Below are 13994 nucleotides of genomic sequence, written 5' to 3'. Positions count from 1 at the left end.
CCTCCGTCGTCCCGCGTCGCTCCCAACGAGGACCTAAAACCCAAGAAGGAAGTTACCGAATGCGACTCGGCGGGCGATTGCAGACTCCGGGCGTGGGTGGAATCGCCAATCTTTTGAGCGCCATGGCAATGGCGAGCACGTAGTCACCCGTGCGCGCTCGTCGAACGACGCAGTGCGTTGAAATGCGATTCTCGCGTTGGCAATGCGTTTGCGGCGCTAAGATTTCAGAGATGACCGTCGGAAAAGTCGAGCGAGAACCGACGATCGCGGCCCCTGCGTTGTGGCCGGTCATCGATTTCTTGCGGGCGCACGGAAAAGACCCGAATGCCCTTTTGGCGCACGGCGGGTACACCGAAGATGCGCTGCGCAACCCTACGCTTCGTGTGCCGCATTCGCGCGCGGCGAACATCTATCTTTCGATTCGCGGCACCTGCGATCGACCGGCGCTGGGTCTCGCCTTTGCAGCTTACGTTCGCCCCGAGACCTTTGCGGTGATCGAATATGCGGCGCGCTCCAGCGCGACCGTCGGCGATGCCATCCTGGTCACCAACCGCTACGCGCGGCTCATCGACGACTCGTTCAACTTCCGGCTGGATCCCTGCGGCGCCTTTTCCCTGTGGCGGCTCACCATGGATTGGCCCGAGCCGCTGCTCGGCATCATGAGCGAGTACGTCATCGGGATCATCGCGCGCGCGAGCCGCTTCTTGTTCGGCGCCGCGCTGCCGTCGCGGGAGCTGTGGCTCCGCTGCCCTTCGCCGCGCGATCGCAGCCCGTACGAGCAGGCCTTCTCCTCGCCCCTTCGCTTCTCCGCCCCCGAGTACGGCATCTTGATGCAGCCCGAGGTGCTCGCGCTTCGCCCGCGCAGCGCCGATCCCACCCTGGCCAATTTGATCGGCCAGCAAGCCGAGAGCATGCTGTCGGAGCTCGGCCGCGCCAGCACCTGCGATGAGGTGCGGCGCGCCGTGTGCGAGGAGCTTCGAAGCGGCGCGCCGGCCATGACCCGCATCGCGCGCCGCCTGTCCACCACCCCCAGCACCCTGCGCCGGCGCCTCTCGGAAGAGGGTGTAAGATACAAAGATCTCCTGGAGTCGGCGCGGCGCGAGTCGGCCTGCGCGTACTTGAGCGATCGCACGCTCACGATGACCGAGATCGCCTTCCGCCTCGGCTACCGCGACGCCACCACCTTCTTCAAGGTGTTCAAGCGCTGGACCGGTCAGACCCCCGCCGAATACCGGCGAGGCCTCGGAGGTGCCATCCCCGTAAAAGCGACGGGATGATCCGGGCGAAGGCCACCAGGCCGATGGCGATCCAAATGAGGTTCGTCACCACCGAGGGCCACGCGCCCATGGCCGCGGAGTTGGTCGCGAGCCCCACGCTGCCCACGATGTTCAGGACCTGGTACGTCGCCCCATCGCTCTCCAGCTTGCGCATGGAGACCAACGCATAGGCGCTGAGGAGGATGGCGGCGCTCAGCCAGCCGATCACGGCGATGGTGGTGCTCATGGTATGACCGCGTACGCCCGCACGGGGAAGGTGCCGAACCGCTCCACGCGCGGCGGCGCCGCGTGAAAACGAAAGCCGCTCGGCGGCAGCGCATCGAGGCCGCGCAGGTGCTCGACGATGGGGATGCCGGCGCGCAAGAGCCCCGTGTGCGCGGGGCGGGAGCGATCGCCCATGTCGTCGATGTTGACCGAGTCGATGCCCACCAGCGCCGCGCCCTCTGCGATCAGCCACTCCGTGGCGCCCTTGGTGAGGAAGGGCGCGTCCACGCCGTAGGCATCGGTGCCCCAGTGACGATCCCAGCCCGTGTGCAAGAGCACCGCGCGCCCGGCCACGTCGTAGGGTGCGAGTTCGCTCGCCTCGATGCCGCGGCGGCGCGAGCCCGCGAGGCGAACGACCACGCCCTCGAGATCGGCGAGCCGCTCCAGCGGGAGGCGCGCGAGATCGGCGCCGTCGTCGAAGCGGTGGAAGGGGCTGTCCACGTACGTTCCGGTGTTGGCCACCATGGAGATGCGGCCGATTTGAAAGCGCACGCCGGGCCCGTACGAGGTCTCGCACGCGTCGCGCGTGAGGTGATCGGAGATCTCCGGCGCCGGCAGGCCCGGGTACGTGATCATGCCGTGGGCGATGGGGTGGCTCAACTCGACCAAGCGGCGCCGGACCGCGGGAGCGTCCACCGTGCGCGAGCCTTTGTGGGCCTCCGGAAAGATGGAGAGGTTCCGCAGCTCGACGTCGCCGGCCATGAGCAGACCGAGGCTCTTCACCAGAAGCTGGCCAACCTCCTCGGGGGTGACGTCGGGCCGGGGTATGTCGATGCGGAAGCCCGTCCCCGCCAGATCGCCCCCGTTGGTGAAGGTGATTCGAAAGTCGAACGCTGCACGATGCTCGGTCATGCTGCGATTCTGGCGAAACGGACGCTCAATAAAAGGTAGATTATTTTACGCCTCATGTAAGCATTCCTTACATGGACGTGGATCCCCGAAGATTGCGGGTTCTCCTGACGGTCGTTCGCTGCGAGGGCGTGGTCGGCGCATCGCGCGCGCTGCACCTTACGCCCCAGGCGGTGTCGCAACAGATCACCGGCCTCGAGGAGGAGCTGGGGGTGGAGCTCTTCGATCGAACGCGCCGGCGCCTCTCCCCCACCGCCGTGGGCCTCGCCCTGGCCGCGCACGCCGAGCGCATCGAGGCGGAGCTGGTGGCGGCCGGGCGCGCGGTGGCGCAGGCGACGGGGCGGGTCTCGGGGGTGGTGCGCATCGCGGCCTTTCAAAGCGCCATCCGCTGGCTGGTGATCGAGGCGCTCCCCATTTTGCGCGCCGAGCAGCCGGGCGTGATCCCGATGGTCATCGAGCTTCACGGCATCGGGGTCGAGCGCGCCCTGCGCACCGGGGAGGTCGACTTGGTGGTCGAAGAGCGCGACGACGACGAGCCCGAGCCGATCGCCAGCGGCATCGCCGTTCGCCTGTTCCGGCGCGATCCCTATTTCGTGGTGGCGCCTTCGAGCATCGCGCGCACCTTGCAGACCCCCAAGTCGCTGGCGGGGCTGCGCTGGGTGGCCGCGCCGGAGAACACCGCGTGCGACTATGCGCTCCAACGGCTGGCCAAGCGCGGCAAGTTCGAGCCCGACATCGCCCATGTCATCAAGGAGTTCCCCGCGATCTTCGCGCTGGTGGCCGCGGGCGAGGGCGTGGCGATCATCCCCGAGCTCGGGCTGGGCGATGCGCGCGGCGTCGAGCCCTGCCCCATCCCGGACTTCGGCGCGCGCAAGCTCTTTCTCCTGCAGCGCACCTCCAAGCGCGGCACCGAGCCCGCCGTCGACGCCGTCGCCAGCGCCTTGAGCCGCAAACCTTGAGGGAGCTCCGCGCTCTCCCCGTCCACGTACACGTTGCCGTGGCCTACGACACCGCCGGCATCTTCACGGCGTAGGCCACGCCATCGCCCAGCGGCAGCACCACCGCGCGCAGGAGCGGGTGCTGCACGAGCGCCAGGTTGAACGCGCGCAGCGCCTCGGTGCGTTCGCGTTGGGCCTCGGGCACCACCGAGCGGGCCACGTGCCCATACCAGAGCGTGTTATCGGCCACGATGATGCCGTGCGGCGAGAGACGCGGCACGAGCAGCTCCAAGTAGCGCGGGTACTCTTCCTTCACGCAATCGATGTACGCCAGGTCGATGGGCTGCTCGACCTTCTCGAGCTCGTGCAGCGCGGCCCCCTGGCGCACGGTGATCCGCGCCTCGAGCCCCGCCTCGGCGATGAAGCCGCGGGCCTCCTCGCAGAGATCGTGCGAGAGCTCGAAGGTCAGCACGCGCGCGTCGGGACCGGCCGCGCGCGCCAGAACGATGGCCCCGTAGCCGATGTTCGTGCCCAGCTCCACGATGAAACGGGGCCGCGCCCCCCGCGCGGTGACCGCCAGGAACGAGGCCACCTCGGGATCGCTCACGGGGTAGCCTCGCTCGGCCGCGCGCGCCTCCATTTTGGCCAGGAGCGCGTCGCGCGGCGGCTCCAGCGCTTCGAGGTAGGCCGCTTGCTCGGGGCGGAGGATGGCGTCGCTCGCAGCTTTCATGGCAAAGGTCTCGAAAAGCGATGGGCGCAGCGACGTGCGGCGGCTCGACGGTCTTGGGCTTTGCTGCGCGAGCGGGGTCGAAGGTTACTTCTTCGACTTTTTGGACGCGACCACGTCCCCGCGAAGCTCGGCGAAGAGGGCGATCAGCTCGTTCTTGTCCTTCTCGTCGATCTTGGCCTCGTCCACGGCGGCGTTGAAGTCTTGGACGAACGCATCCCACTGCGCGTCGTTGATGTTCACCGAGTCGTGGGGCGATTTCACGTCGCCGCCCGTGTATTTGCAAGGGCCGCCGGCGATTTCGCAGATGTGCTCGGCGAGGTTCTTCTTGAAGTTCTCCAGCTTCTCGCCCTTCAACTTCGCAAACGACTTTTTCAGCTTGCCGTCGGCGCTCGCATTCTGCACGAGAGCATCGACCAGTTTGTCGATACCCTCGCGTCCGTTGAGCCGCTCGTAGAGCGACTTGGGGGCGGGAGGACCGGCATCTTCCGGCTCGGGGGGCGGCCCGGCATCGGCCGTCTCGATGAGAGCGGGCTCCGGCGGAGTGGGCGGCTTTTTGCTACCGCAACCTGCGCCGAAAGCCGCGAACGACCCGAGCATGGCCGTCGAGATCAGCGCGGCCTGAATCGCCCGTTTTGTCGTAACGTTTGGACCAAAAAGGGAGCTTAGTCTCATGAGGGGTGCCTTCGAGGTTATAGGCGCCCTCTCCTACAAAGATCCACAATTCTCGCCTACTATACGGTTCCGGCAACGATGTCCGTATGCACACTCCAAATTGGCGATCGCGTGGTGCTCCGTGCAGAGGGAGGTGCACCGGAGGCCGAACACGCGCTCTTCGTACCCTGGGAAATCCGTGACGGTGGATATTTCACGACCGCAGGCGATGCTCGCGCGCGACTGAACGCGCTGGGTATCACCCCGCAGGTCCTCGAAGATGCCACCCTGGCCGTGCGCGCGATCGCCTACCCCTTTGCGCGGGGCGATGTGGTGCGGCAGATGCTCCCCGAGCTGGGGCCCGCGGAGCTTTTCGACGGCTATATCCACCATGCCGGCGGCGACGAGCCACCCGGCTACGAGGGTCTGCTGCTCGATTTGCGCGCGCTGGTGGAGTGCCTGGGGCTGGGACAGGGCGCGGCAACCACCTTGCAAGCCTTCGCCTTGGCAGGTCACTTGAGCGGCGTACCCGAGAACACACCGGTACATCTTTCCGGACTGGAAGATTCGACGGCAGGAGCGAATCGAGGCGGCGATGTAGGACGTGTGGTCGATGTCGTGAAAGCCATGCGGGAGCTGGAAGCGCCTGCGAAAGCGGAGCCGACCCCGCGCCGAACGGAAGATCTTTTGGAGCTGTTGATCGAAAAAGGACTTTCGCAGGAACGGCTCTCGCGCATCCAACAGTCGTTGAACGTGTCATCGCCCCCCACCGCAGGACCGCTCTCCGAACCCGAAGCTTGGGACATCGAGCTAGGGCTTGGAAACGGCGATTTGTCGAACGCCATCGAGCGCATCGAGACCTTGGAGAAGAGCCGCGGCAAGCGGCCCGTCACCGTGTACTTGCGATCGCGCGCCTCCTTGCTCCTCGGCTCCGAGCCGCCGCGCATCATCGCCGAGCGGGTGGAGTCGCTGTGCGCGACCCAAGCGTTTCCCGAGCTCTCGCTGCTCGCGGCGCAGGCCTGGCTGGCCGCCGGCGAGCCCGATCGCGCGGTGCCTTTTGCGCGCGCGGTCTTGCTCAGCACCCAGTCGTCGCGCACCACGCGCGATCGGGCCGATGACATCCTGGTCTTGAACGGTGCGCCGCCCGCATCGGCCCGGAGCAGCCATGCTCCGCACCATCGCGAGCGCGGGGACTCGCTCCTCTCGCCGCTCGACATGGGGTGGGACGATGCCAAGCGCTCCTCCATGAAGATTCCACAGGCCTCGCCGTCCAACGGAACCAAAGGCGAGGCCCATGTGAAACCGTCGCAGCGCAACATCAAGGTGGCGTCCACGGATCGCCCCTCGGCGCGCTTTGCGCTGGCGCTGCACCGCAAGCGGCACGCGGTGCCAAGGCCCTCCTCGCTCTCGCGCCCGCCTCCCCCGCCCATCACCGTTCCTTCGGTCTGCAGCGAGCCGCCGTCGCACGAGCTCCGCTCGCGGCGCACGCGCGCATGGGCTTCCACAGGTGCGGCCGGCGGCGCGCTCAACGGCAAGCCGTACCTCGAAACGGTGCCGATGGTCCCGGTCGCCAAGGTGATCACCATCGAGGCGCGCCTCTCCCAGGCGCCCGCACCGCCGTCGAGCAAAAAGGCGGGCCGGGTCCTCGCGAGCAGCCAAGAACCGGGGTCCGACAAATCGGGCCCGGCCACGGAGAAGACGGGCCCGGCCAGCAGCGGTCCGCCGACCGAAAAGATGAATGTGGCGGAGGACACCTCGCCCACCGGAAAACCGGTGTCGAGCCGGCCCCCGCCCATTCCGCAGCCGCCGAAGCTCGATCCGGATCGAACGCTCAAGCTCGAACCGTCAGCCTCCACGCCGCTGGCGCTCGTCACCCAGCGAAAGCTGCTCCCGGCGAGCCCACCGGCGCCGCCGGTCATTCCATCGCGGCCCACGCCGAGCGGCCCCACGGGTTTGCCCTCGACGAACCCGGCCCAGGCCATGCGCGGCGCATCGCGGCCCGCGTTTCAAAGCGATCCGCCGGGGCTCGTTCGCATTCCGTCCACCCTTCGCCTACCGCCGCTCAAGCCGGTACCGGCCGAGCTGGCGGAGACGTTGAGCCTTCCGCCCGGCCTTCACGGCCAGATCGCGCCCATCGAGGACGAGCTGCCGCGCACCTCGCTGGAGACGCGCATCCTCTTTACACACATGGCGCGCCGTCTCGGCCGCGAGTACCGCGAAAAGTACCAAACCAACCTTCGCACCACGGTGGAGGGCATCGAGCAGATGCAGATGGTGCTGCGCGATCGCTTCCCCGACGGGGTCATCCGCACCCGCGAAGAGAACCGCTTCGTGCGCCGCCATGGCGCCTTCTTGAGCGAGATCCTGGCGCGAAACCTGGAAGCGCTCTGGGTGGACATCGCCCCCACGGAAATTGGCTACTGGGCCATGGTCGTTCCGCCCAAGACGCGCGTATGGCCCTTCGGCCGGGTGCTGCGCTTTCTATCCCAGGGACATCGCGAGCGCGATCTCGTAAGCTACTACCTCGAGGTCAAGAACCGCGCCCACCGCGAACGAACTCCTTAACGCGCCGCCCTGTCGGCCCGCCTTCATGTCCGAGCCGAACTACATTACGAAACAGGGCGCCAAGCGCCTGCAAGACGAGCTCGCGCATTTGCGATCGCAGGAGCGCCCCAAGGTCGTCCAAGAGGTATCCGACGCGGCCGCGCAAGGCGATCGAAGCGAAAACGCCGAGTACATCTATGGGAAAAAGCGCCTGCGCGAGATCGATCGCCGCATGCGCTTTTTAACCAAGCGGCTGGAGGCCGTCCAAATCGTCACCACCCCGGCCAGCACCGACCGAATCTTCTTCGGTGCGACGGTCGAGGTGGAGGACGAAGAGGGGGTTCGCTCGACCTACCGCATCGTGGGCGAGGACGAGATCGATCTGAATCGCGGGGACGTGAGTTGGCGCTCGCCCATCGGGCGTGCGTTGCTCAAAAAAGAAGCGGGGGATGTGGTCATGCTGCGAAGGCCCAATGGCGAGATCGAGCTGACCATCGTATCGATTCGTTACTGAATCGCGGCGCCACCGGTTCACGACGCCGATTCACGGCGGGTTCGCGCGGCGACGCCGATTCGTTACGGCTTCGCGGCGGCGCCGATTCGTTACGGCTTCGCGGACACCGCCGGTTCGTTACGGCTTCGCGGCGGCGCCGATTCGTTACGGCTTCGCGGCGGCGCCGATTCGTTACGGCTTCGCGGCGGCGGCGCCGGTTCGTTACGGCTTCGCGGCGGCGCCGATTCGTTACGGCTTCGCGGCGGCGCCGATCGTTACGGCTTCGCGGCGGCGCCGATCGTTACGGCTCCGCGGCGGCGCCGATTCGTTACGGCTTCGCGGCGGCGCCGATTCGTTACGGCTTCGCGGCGGCGCCGATTCGTTACGGCTTCGCGGCGGCGCCGGTTCGTTACGGCTTCGCGGCGGCGCCGGATCGTTACGACTTCGCGGCGGCGCCGCCGGTTCGTTACGGCTGAATGCGGATGGTGGTGCTCGGGTCGGTTTTGTTGTCATCGTGGAGGTAGACCGGGTAATCGCCGGTGCCGCTCACGTTGCGGACCGTCGTTTCATTGAGCCCGATCGGCCGGCCGACATCGCCATGGGCGAAGCCATTGCGGGTGTTGCTCGAGTGAATGATGTGGTCCTTGGAGGTGTCCTTGTTGACGAAGGTCACCACCAGGGCGTTCGCGCCCGCGCCGATGGTCGGGTGATGCACCACGATCTCGCGCGACCCAAAGACGTTGGGGGCCGACGGCGCGTTGTTGGGGATGTTGATCGTCAGCCGCGGCTTCACGTTGAGCGCGAGGGTCGCCTCGGGGGTGACGGTACCCGATGCGGCGATGACCTTCACCATCGACGCGCCGGTCGTATTGGCGCCGTCGATATCGAGCTTCACCGTGACGGGGCCGGCCCCAATGGCGATCGACGAAGGCGTGAAGGTCGCTTTGGCGCCCGCCGGGAGCCCCGTGGCGCTCAAGGTGGCGTTGCCCGCAAAGCCCTCTTTGCCGGTGAGGGTCACCGTGTAGCTCGACTTCTGCAGAAGCTCCGTGTCGCTGCTCGTTTTATCGAGCGCCACGTCGAAGCCCTTGGCGGCGCCGCCTCCTCCGCCTCCGCCCCCTCCACCGGTGCCGCCTCCGCCCCCTCCTCCGTTGCCGCCACCGCCGCCGGTGCCATTGCCACCACCACCGCCCGTGCCGTTGCCCGACCCGGGATTTGCTCCGTTGTTCCCCCCGTTCTTGCCACTGCCACCGTTGTTTCCGCTGCCCGACGAAGAATCGTCGTCGCCGGAGATATCTCCCTTGTCCCTATTGTCTTTATCCAACTCGGACCCGGAATATCCCGCGCAGGCGAGCATCGATACGGCAGCCACGCCGAAGGCGAATGTCATCATGGATTTCCGCATGGTGCTGGGCGGTTTGCAATTGATGATCCATTCGACCTTGGCGGCAATTCATCCGCTTCCACACGCACGACTGGGGCACCCGATCGCCTTTGCACCGGTTAACGGCGATCCACGCTCCGCCGCCCGCGTCGAACGGCGAAGCCCGCGACCAACGCACCAACGATGACGGCCACTGCGGCCAGAGCACGAAGTCCACGCGAGCCCTCGCCCGTAGACGACGCGTCGGGCGCATGGAGCGAAGCATCGCCTGCAGTCGACGCCGTCGATGGCGATTCGGCCGCTGCGCCGGCATCGGGAGCTTCCGTCGTTTGGGGCACCAATGTCGGGCGAATCGCCGTCCATGGCTCCGCGCACACGTTCCCTTCGCACGCGACCGGTCCGGCGATGTCGTCGAAGCCCGTGAGCCGCGCAAAGGTCGCGCCTTCGTCGTGCGAGACGGCCGCCGCAAAGGCCGCGCTCTTCCCGTAAGGCGTGGAGCACGCGAACAGATCCGGCTGGTGCCAGTGCAGGCAGTAGACGCGAACGTGGGCGATCGGCTCCCAGTGCTCGCCGCTGTCGCGCGAGCGGTACACGCCGTCCTGCGGATCGCCCGAGCCCGCAAAATAGCGGGTGCCATCCTCGCTCTTGGCGAAGCCGAACATCGAGCTGGGGACGTGCAGCACGCTCTTCCACGTCGCGCCGCCGTCGTTCGTCAGGAGCACATCGCTCCCCTCGGCGTACAGCGCACGAACGAGCACACGCTCGGGCCGGTGCGGGTCGATGGCCGCGATGTAGAGGAGCGCATCGAAGGGCCACGCGGCACGAACTTCGACGAGCTTCTGACCGCGCTCACCGCGAAAGAAGTGAGCGCGCGGTCCCCCACCGGTCGGAACGCCGGTGGCGTACACCCGGGTGGGCCGCGAGGGCGCCACCTCCAGGGTCTCCAGCTTGAACCCCTCGGCGCCCGCGGGGTGCGCTTGCACGGCCATCGTTCGCGGATCGATCCAGAAGATGCGCGTTGGTCGATTGGGCGTGGCCGTGATGCCGGCAACGAGCTCGCCGCGCGCATCGGTCGTCAGATCGGCGATGACCTCGCCATGCAGCGCGGCCACGTCGGTCCCCGCGCAGCCGTCCCGCATCGTGCGCAAACCATCGGACAGACCGACGAAGAGGCTTCCATTGCGCGCAACGGCGAGCGGTGGATCCCATGTGCCGGAGAAGCCGAGCGCCGCCTCGCACACGAGACGCCAGCTCGTACCGGCGTCTTGCGACATCAACACACCGAACGTGGTCCGCAGGTAGAGCGTCTTCGCAGGGTTCTCGCCGGGAACGGTGAGCAGCACCTGCGCCTCGGGAAAGCGACCATTTGGGCGCGCGTCGCGCTCCGGGTAAAGTAAGGCCAGGATGACGACGAGCCGCATCGTCGCACGCGGAGGAAGAGCTCGCACGAACCCCACGAAACGCGCCCGACCTTCGAAACGCATATTCCGTCTAGAACGCATGACACGCATGAAATGCGATAAACGCGACAAGCTGCGCACCGACATCTTTTACACGTTTTGCACATACACAGCTTGCGCGTCCATGACCCTCGCGCTCGCACAGACGATGGGTTGCTCGCGCACCCCGCGTGAATCGCAAGGCTCGTCCGGCTCGTCGAATGCGTCGGGCTCGTCGGGCTCGCGCTCCAACCAGAAGGTCGACGCACCCCGCGTCGAGGTGAGCACGCCGCCCGCGCGCGCGGCCTACATCACCAACAATGGCTCGGACTCCATCAGCGTCATCGATCGCGATGGCCCCACCGTCACCGATGTCCCTATCGCAGCCGATCCCGCGCGCGGCCGCGCATGGGGCACGCACCCGGCGCCGCACCACCTCGCCGTCGATCCCACGTCGGGCGCCTTGTTCGTTGCGCTCGCCCATGCGCCCGTACCAGGTGCCGAGGCGGCGGCCTCCAAGAACGATCCGCACGCCGCCCACGGGCGCGCCAGCACCGCGGGGCAGATCGCGCGCTTTGCGCTGGGCAATTGGGGCCCGTACACGGCGCAGGACGTCGACGACAACCCCGGCGACATCGTTCTCACGCACGATCGCGCCCGCGCCCTCGTCACCCACTTCGACATGAAGCGCGCGATGACCGCCGCCGCCGCAGGTGGGCCCCCGGCCAGCCTTTATGCCACCTTGCAAATTTGGGATACGCGCACCCTGGAGCGCATCGGATCGCGCGCCATCTGCGTCGCGCCGCATGGCGTGGTGACCACGCGCGACGACCGCACCGCCATCGTCGCGTGCTACGGATCCGACGAGCTGGCGCTGGTGGATCTCACGGCCCCCGGTCTACCGACCTCGCGCTACCCGCTCGGCCCCACGCAAGGCGTGCTGGGCGCACCGCGCTACGGTCCCTACTCGGCGCTGCTCTCCCCCGACGAGCGCGAGATCATCGTGGCCAACCTCGAAGGGACCGACGTTCGCATCTTCGATCGCGAGCGCAGGCGCTTCCTCCCCGAGCGCACCTTGTCCCTCGGCGCCCGCGTGTTCATGTCGGACTACACGGGCGGCAACGTCATCCTCGCGCCCCTGCAGAGCCCCGATGGAGTTGCGCGCATCGACATCGCCCGCAGCGCCGTCGAGAAGCGGGTGACCTTCCCCCGCGAGACATGCCAAGCGCCCCACGCCATCCGGCGCGCCAACGATGGCCGCGTGTACCTCGTGTGCGAGGGCGACCATGTGAACAAGGGCAGCGTGCTGCAGCTCGATCCCGAGACCCTCGCCGTGGTGCGGCGATGGGCGGTCGGCGTGTACCCGGACGGAATCGCGTTCGGGGAGTAAGCGCCCTACTGGGGAGACGCCCTACGGCGTCATCTCACCGCGACGAGACTCACGGCGCCCAGCCTCTCACGGCGACCAGCCTCTCACCGCGACGAGCTCCCGTCGCCGCGACAAGGGCCTCTCACCGCACCAGCGGTCCCTTGCCCACCTTCTCCCGCAAGAGCTCGTAGCCCGTGCGCAGGGCAAAGTCCTTGCTCTTCGTGGGATCGGCCGGCACCTCGCGGCTCTCCGTCGGGTCGAGCGTTGCTCCTGCGGGGGCCATGCGCACCGCGCCCACCGGCGCGGAAGGACCTTTTCGCGCTTCGCCCGCCAAGTGGCCCTCGAGATCGCGCTCGTGCAAGGGCTTGAACGCGCCGGGATCGGCCGGCTTGGCCGCGGTGAGCACCACGTCGGGGTGAATTCCATCGGCCTGAATCGAGTGTCCGCTCGGCGTGTAATACCGCGCGATGGTCAGCCGCAGCCCGGCGCCGCCAGGTAGCTCCAGGATGGATTGCACGCTGCCCTTGCCAAAGGTGTTCGAGCCCACCACCAGCGCGCGGCGGTTGTCTTGCAGCGCCCCGGCCACCAGCTCCGACGCACTGGCACTCCACTCGTTCACCAAAATGACAACGGGCACATCGCTGAACGCACCACCGCCCCGCGCGCGCACATCGTCGACCGTCTGCCCGCGGTGGCGCGTGGTGTAGATCCCACCGCTGCTCAAAAATTCATCCGCCACCGCCGCAGCCTCGTCCACCAAGCCACCGGGGTTGCTTCGCATGTCCAGGAGCACGCCGTTCACATTGTTTGCCGGGACGCCCTTTGCCGAGGCCGCGGCGCCGTTGGTCGTCCGCTGCTGCAATTGCGCCCGCAGTTGCCCCGCGGCGCGGAGCAGCTCCTCGTGGGTGCGGTCCTGGAACTGTTTGATCCGCACGTACGCGATATTTCCGTCGAGCAGCCGCGATGCCACGCTCGGCACGTGAATGACCTCGCGCACCAGATCGAACGGGATGTTCTCGCGGTGCCCTTCGCGATGCACCGTGAGCTTGATGTGGGTGCCCGGCTTGCCGCGCATGCGCTTGATCATCGTGTCCAGGGATGACGACACGACCTGTTCGCCGTCGATGCCCACGATGCGATCGCCGCTGCGGATGCCGGCGCGCTCGGCCGGGGTCCCCTCGATGGGCGCCAGCACCGTGATGCCATCGCCGCGCAGATCGACCTCGATGCCGATGCCGCCGAATTTTCCTTCGGTATCGTCTTGAAACGCGGCGAACTCCTGGGGCGGCAAGTACGTCGAGTGCGGATCGAGCTGCTGCACCATCCCCGCAATCGCGCCGTTGACGAGGCGCGTGCGTTCTACGGGATCGACATAATTGTTCTCGACTTGCACGAGCACCCGCCCGAGTTGCAGGGTGGCCGCGTACGGGTTCTCCCCCTGCGGGGTGGCCGCTGCGTGAGGCGACGCGATAACCGTGCCGACTAGCCCGCCGGCGAAAGCGAGTAAGCCCAACAACGCGCCACGGAAGAGCTTTGCTCGTCGTCTGCTGCGCCCGTTGCCGTTGCTCGAAAAGGCCTCTAAAAAGGCTGCCCGATGTCGTTCTTGCTGCATCTCGGCAGACTTAGGAAGCTCATCCTCCGACGATTTCGAGCTGTATTTCACGGGATCACCCAGGCTTGCTTCGTCCGTCCTCACCTATCGATGCTAGCAAACCTTTTGGTCCTCGCTGTTTATCGTAGTCAGGCGCAAAAAATAGCTGGTACTCTGGGGTGGTAGTTGGACGGAAAATGGAGGTCGACCTTGGGCATTGGTGACAAAGACCCGACCGGTAGCGTTCGGAATGTAGAATCCAAGACCGACAAAAGGAAGCAAAGCCTCTACTTCCCAGAGTCGATGCTCCAGGAGATTAAGGAAGAGGCCGCCCGCCTCGACCGCTCACTCTCCTGGGTCGTACAGCGGGCGTGGAAGATCTCGCGTCTTGAAATCAAAAAGCTCCCTAGCGTCAATGACGTCGAAGGGGGCGACGACGACGACACCGACGAGTAAGCTATCCTGGTC

General features: G+C 66.9%; 13 protein-coding genes. 6 read left to right on the top strand and 7 right to left on the bottom strand.

Annotated features, from left to right (window positions below; all coding sequences use genetic code 11):
• The first annotated feature begins 230 nt into the window (after positions 1-230).
• Positions 231-1277 (top strand): AraC family transcriptional regulator, encoded by a 1047-nt coding sequence (locus LZC94_09160; protein ID WXB17436.1) that lies wholly within the window; start codon positions 231-233, stop codon positions 1275-1277.
• On the opposite strand, the gene LZC94_09155 is transcribed toward LZC94_09160, so the two are convergent.
• Complete coding sequence (locus tag LZC94_09155) at positions 1198-1503, bottom strand: hypothetical protein (GenBank protein WXB17435.1); 306 nt, start codon at positions 1501-1503, stop codon at positions 1198-1200. The two genes, LZC94_09160 and LZC94_09155, sit on opposite strands and share 80 nt — an antisense overlap.
• Positions 1500-2393, bottom strand: coding sequence for a cyclase family protein (locus LZC94_09150; GenBank protein ID WXB17434.1), 894 nt, complete (start codon positions 2391-2393; stop codon positions 1500-1502). Before LZC94_09150 ends, LZC94_09155 begins: the two co-directional genes overlap by 4 nt.
• Before the next feature lie 71 nt (positions 2394-2464).
• Between LZC94_09150 and LZC94_09145 the strand changes: the two genes are divergently transcribed.
• On the top strand, positions 2465-3349 hold the full coding sequence (locus LZC94_09145) for a LysR family transcriptional regulator (GenBank protein WXB17433.1): 885 nt from the start codon (positions 2465-2467) through the stop codon (positions 3347-3349).
• A 43-nt stretch (positions 3350-3392) separates the two neighbouring features.
• Here the strand turns inward: LZC94_09145 and LZC94_09140 are convergent, their stop codons facing one another.
• Together LZC94_09140 and LZC94_09135 are read right to left on the bottom strand one after the other, a co-directional pair.
• Positions 3393-4058, bottom strand: a complete 666-nt coding sequence (locus LZC94_09140; GenBank protein WXB17432.1) for an O-methyltransferase — start codon at positions 4056-4058, stop codon at positions 3393-3395.
• 84 nt (positions 4059-4142) lie between these two features.
• The gene (locus LZC94_09135) at positions 4143-4730 is read right to left on the bottom strand and encodes a group 1 truncated hemoglobin (GenBank protein WXB17431.1); all 588 of its coding nucleotides are present in this window, start codon (positions 4728-4730) and stop codon (positions 4143-4145) included.
• 78 nt (positions 4731-4808) lie between these two features.
• Here LZC94_09135 and LZC94_09130 point away from each other — a divergent pair, with 78 nt between their 5' ends.
• Positions 4809-7274: a hypothetical protein gene (locus LZC94_09130; protein WXB17430.1), complete on the top strand. Its 2466-nt coding sequence runs from the start codon at positions 4809-4811 to the stop codon at positions 7272-7274.
• Between the two features lie 25 nt (positions 7275-7299).
• Positions 7300-7767, top strand: coding sequence for a transcription elongation factor GreB (gene greB, locus LZC94_09125; protein WXB17429.1), 468 nt, complete (start codon positions 7300-7302; stop codon positions 7765-7767).
• Positions 7768-8212: 445 nt separating this feature from the next.
• On the opposite strand, the gene LZC94_09120 is transcribed toward greB, so the two are convergent.
• Both LZC94_09120 and LZC94_09115 read right to left on the bottom strand, forming a co-directional pair.
• Positions 8213-9136, bottom strand: coding sequence for a hypothetical protein (locus LZC94_09120; protein WXB17428.1), 924 nt, complete (start codon positions 9134-9136; stop codon positions 8213-8215).
• A 110-nt stretch (positions 9137-9246) separates the two neighbouring features.
• On the bottom strand, positions 9247-10548 hold the full coding sequence (locus LZC94_09115) for a hypothetical protein (GenBank protein ID WXB17427.1): 1302 nt from the start codon (positions 10546-10548) through the stop codon (positions 9247-9249).
• A gap of 88 nt (positions 10549-10636) precedes the next feature.
• On the opposite strand from LZC94_09115, the gene LZC94_09110 reads away from it, so the two are divergent.
• A complete protein-coding gene (locus LZC94_09110) occupies positions 10637-11956 on the top strand; it encodes a hypothetical protein (GenBank protein ID WXB17426.1) in 1320 nt (439 codons plus the stop codon).
• A gap of 121 nt (positions 11957-12077) precedes the next feature.
• Here LZC94_09110 and LZC94_09105 read toward each other — a convergent pair whose 3' ends face one another.
• Positions 12078-13448 carry a S41 family peptidase gene (locus LZC94_09105; protein WXB17425.1) on the bottom strand — a complete coding sequence of 457 codons (1371 nt, stop codon included), beginning with the start codon at positions 13446-13448 and terminating at the stop codon, positions 12078-12080.
• A 288-nt stretch (positions 13449-13736) separates the two neighbouring features.
• Here LZC94_09105 and LZC94_09100 point away from each other — a divergent pair, with 288 nt between their 5' ends.
• The gene (locus LZC94_09100; GenBank protein ID WXB17424.1) at positions 13737-13982 is read left to right on the top strand and encodes a TIGR04563 family protein; all 246 of its coding nucleotides are present in this window, start codon (positions 13737-13739) and stop codon (positions 13980-13982) included.
• Positions 13983-13994: the final 12 nt, after the last annotated feature.

The sequence above is a fragment of the Sorangiineae bacterium MSr11954 genome, assembly GCA_037157815.1.
Taxonomy (GTDB): domain Bacteria; phylum Myxococcota_A; class Polyangia; order Polyangiales; family Polyangiaceae; genus Pendulispora; species Pendulispora albinea.
Note: the sequence above shows the minus strand (reverse complement) of the source record. Positions and strands in the feature narration are given on the sequence as shown.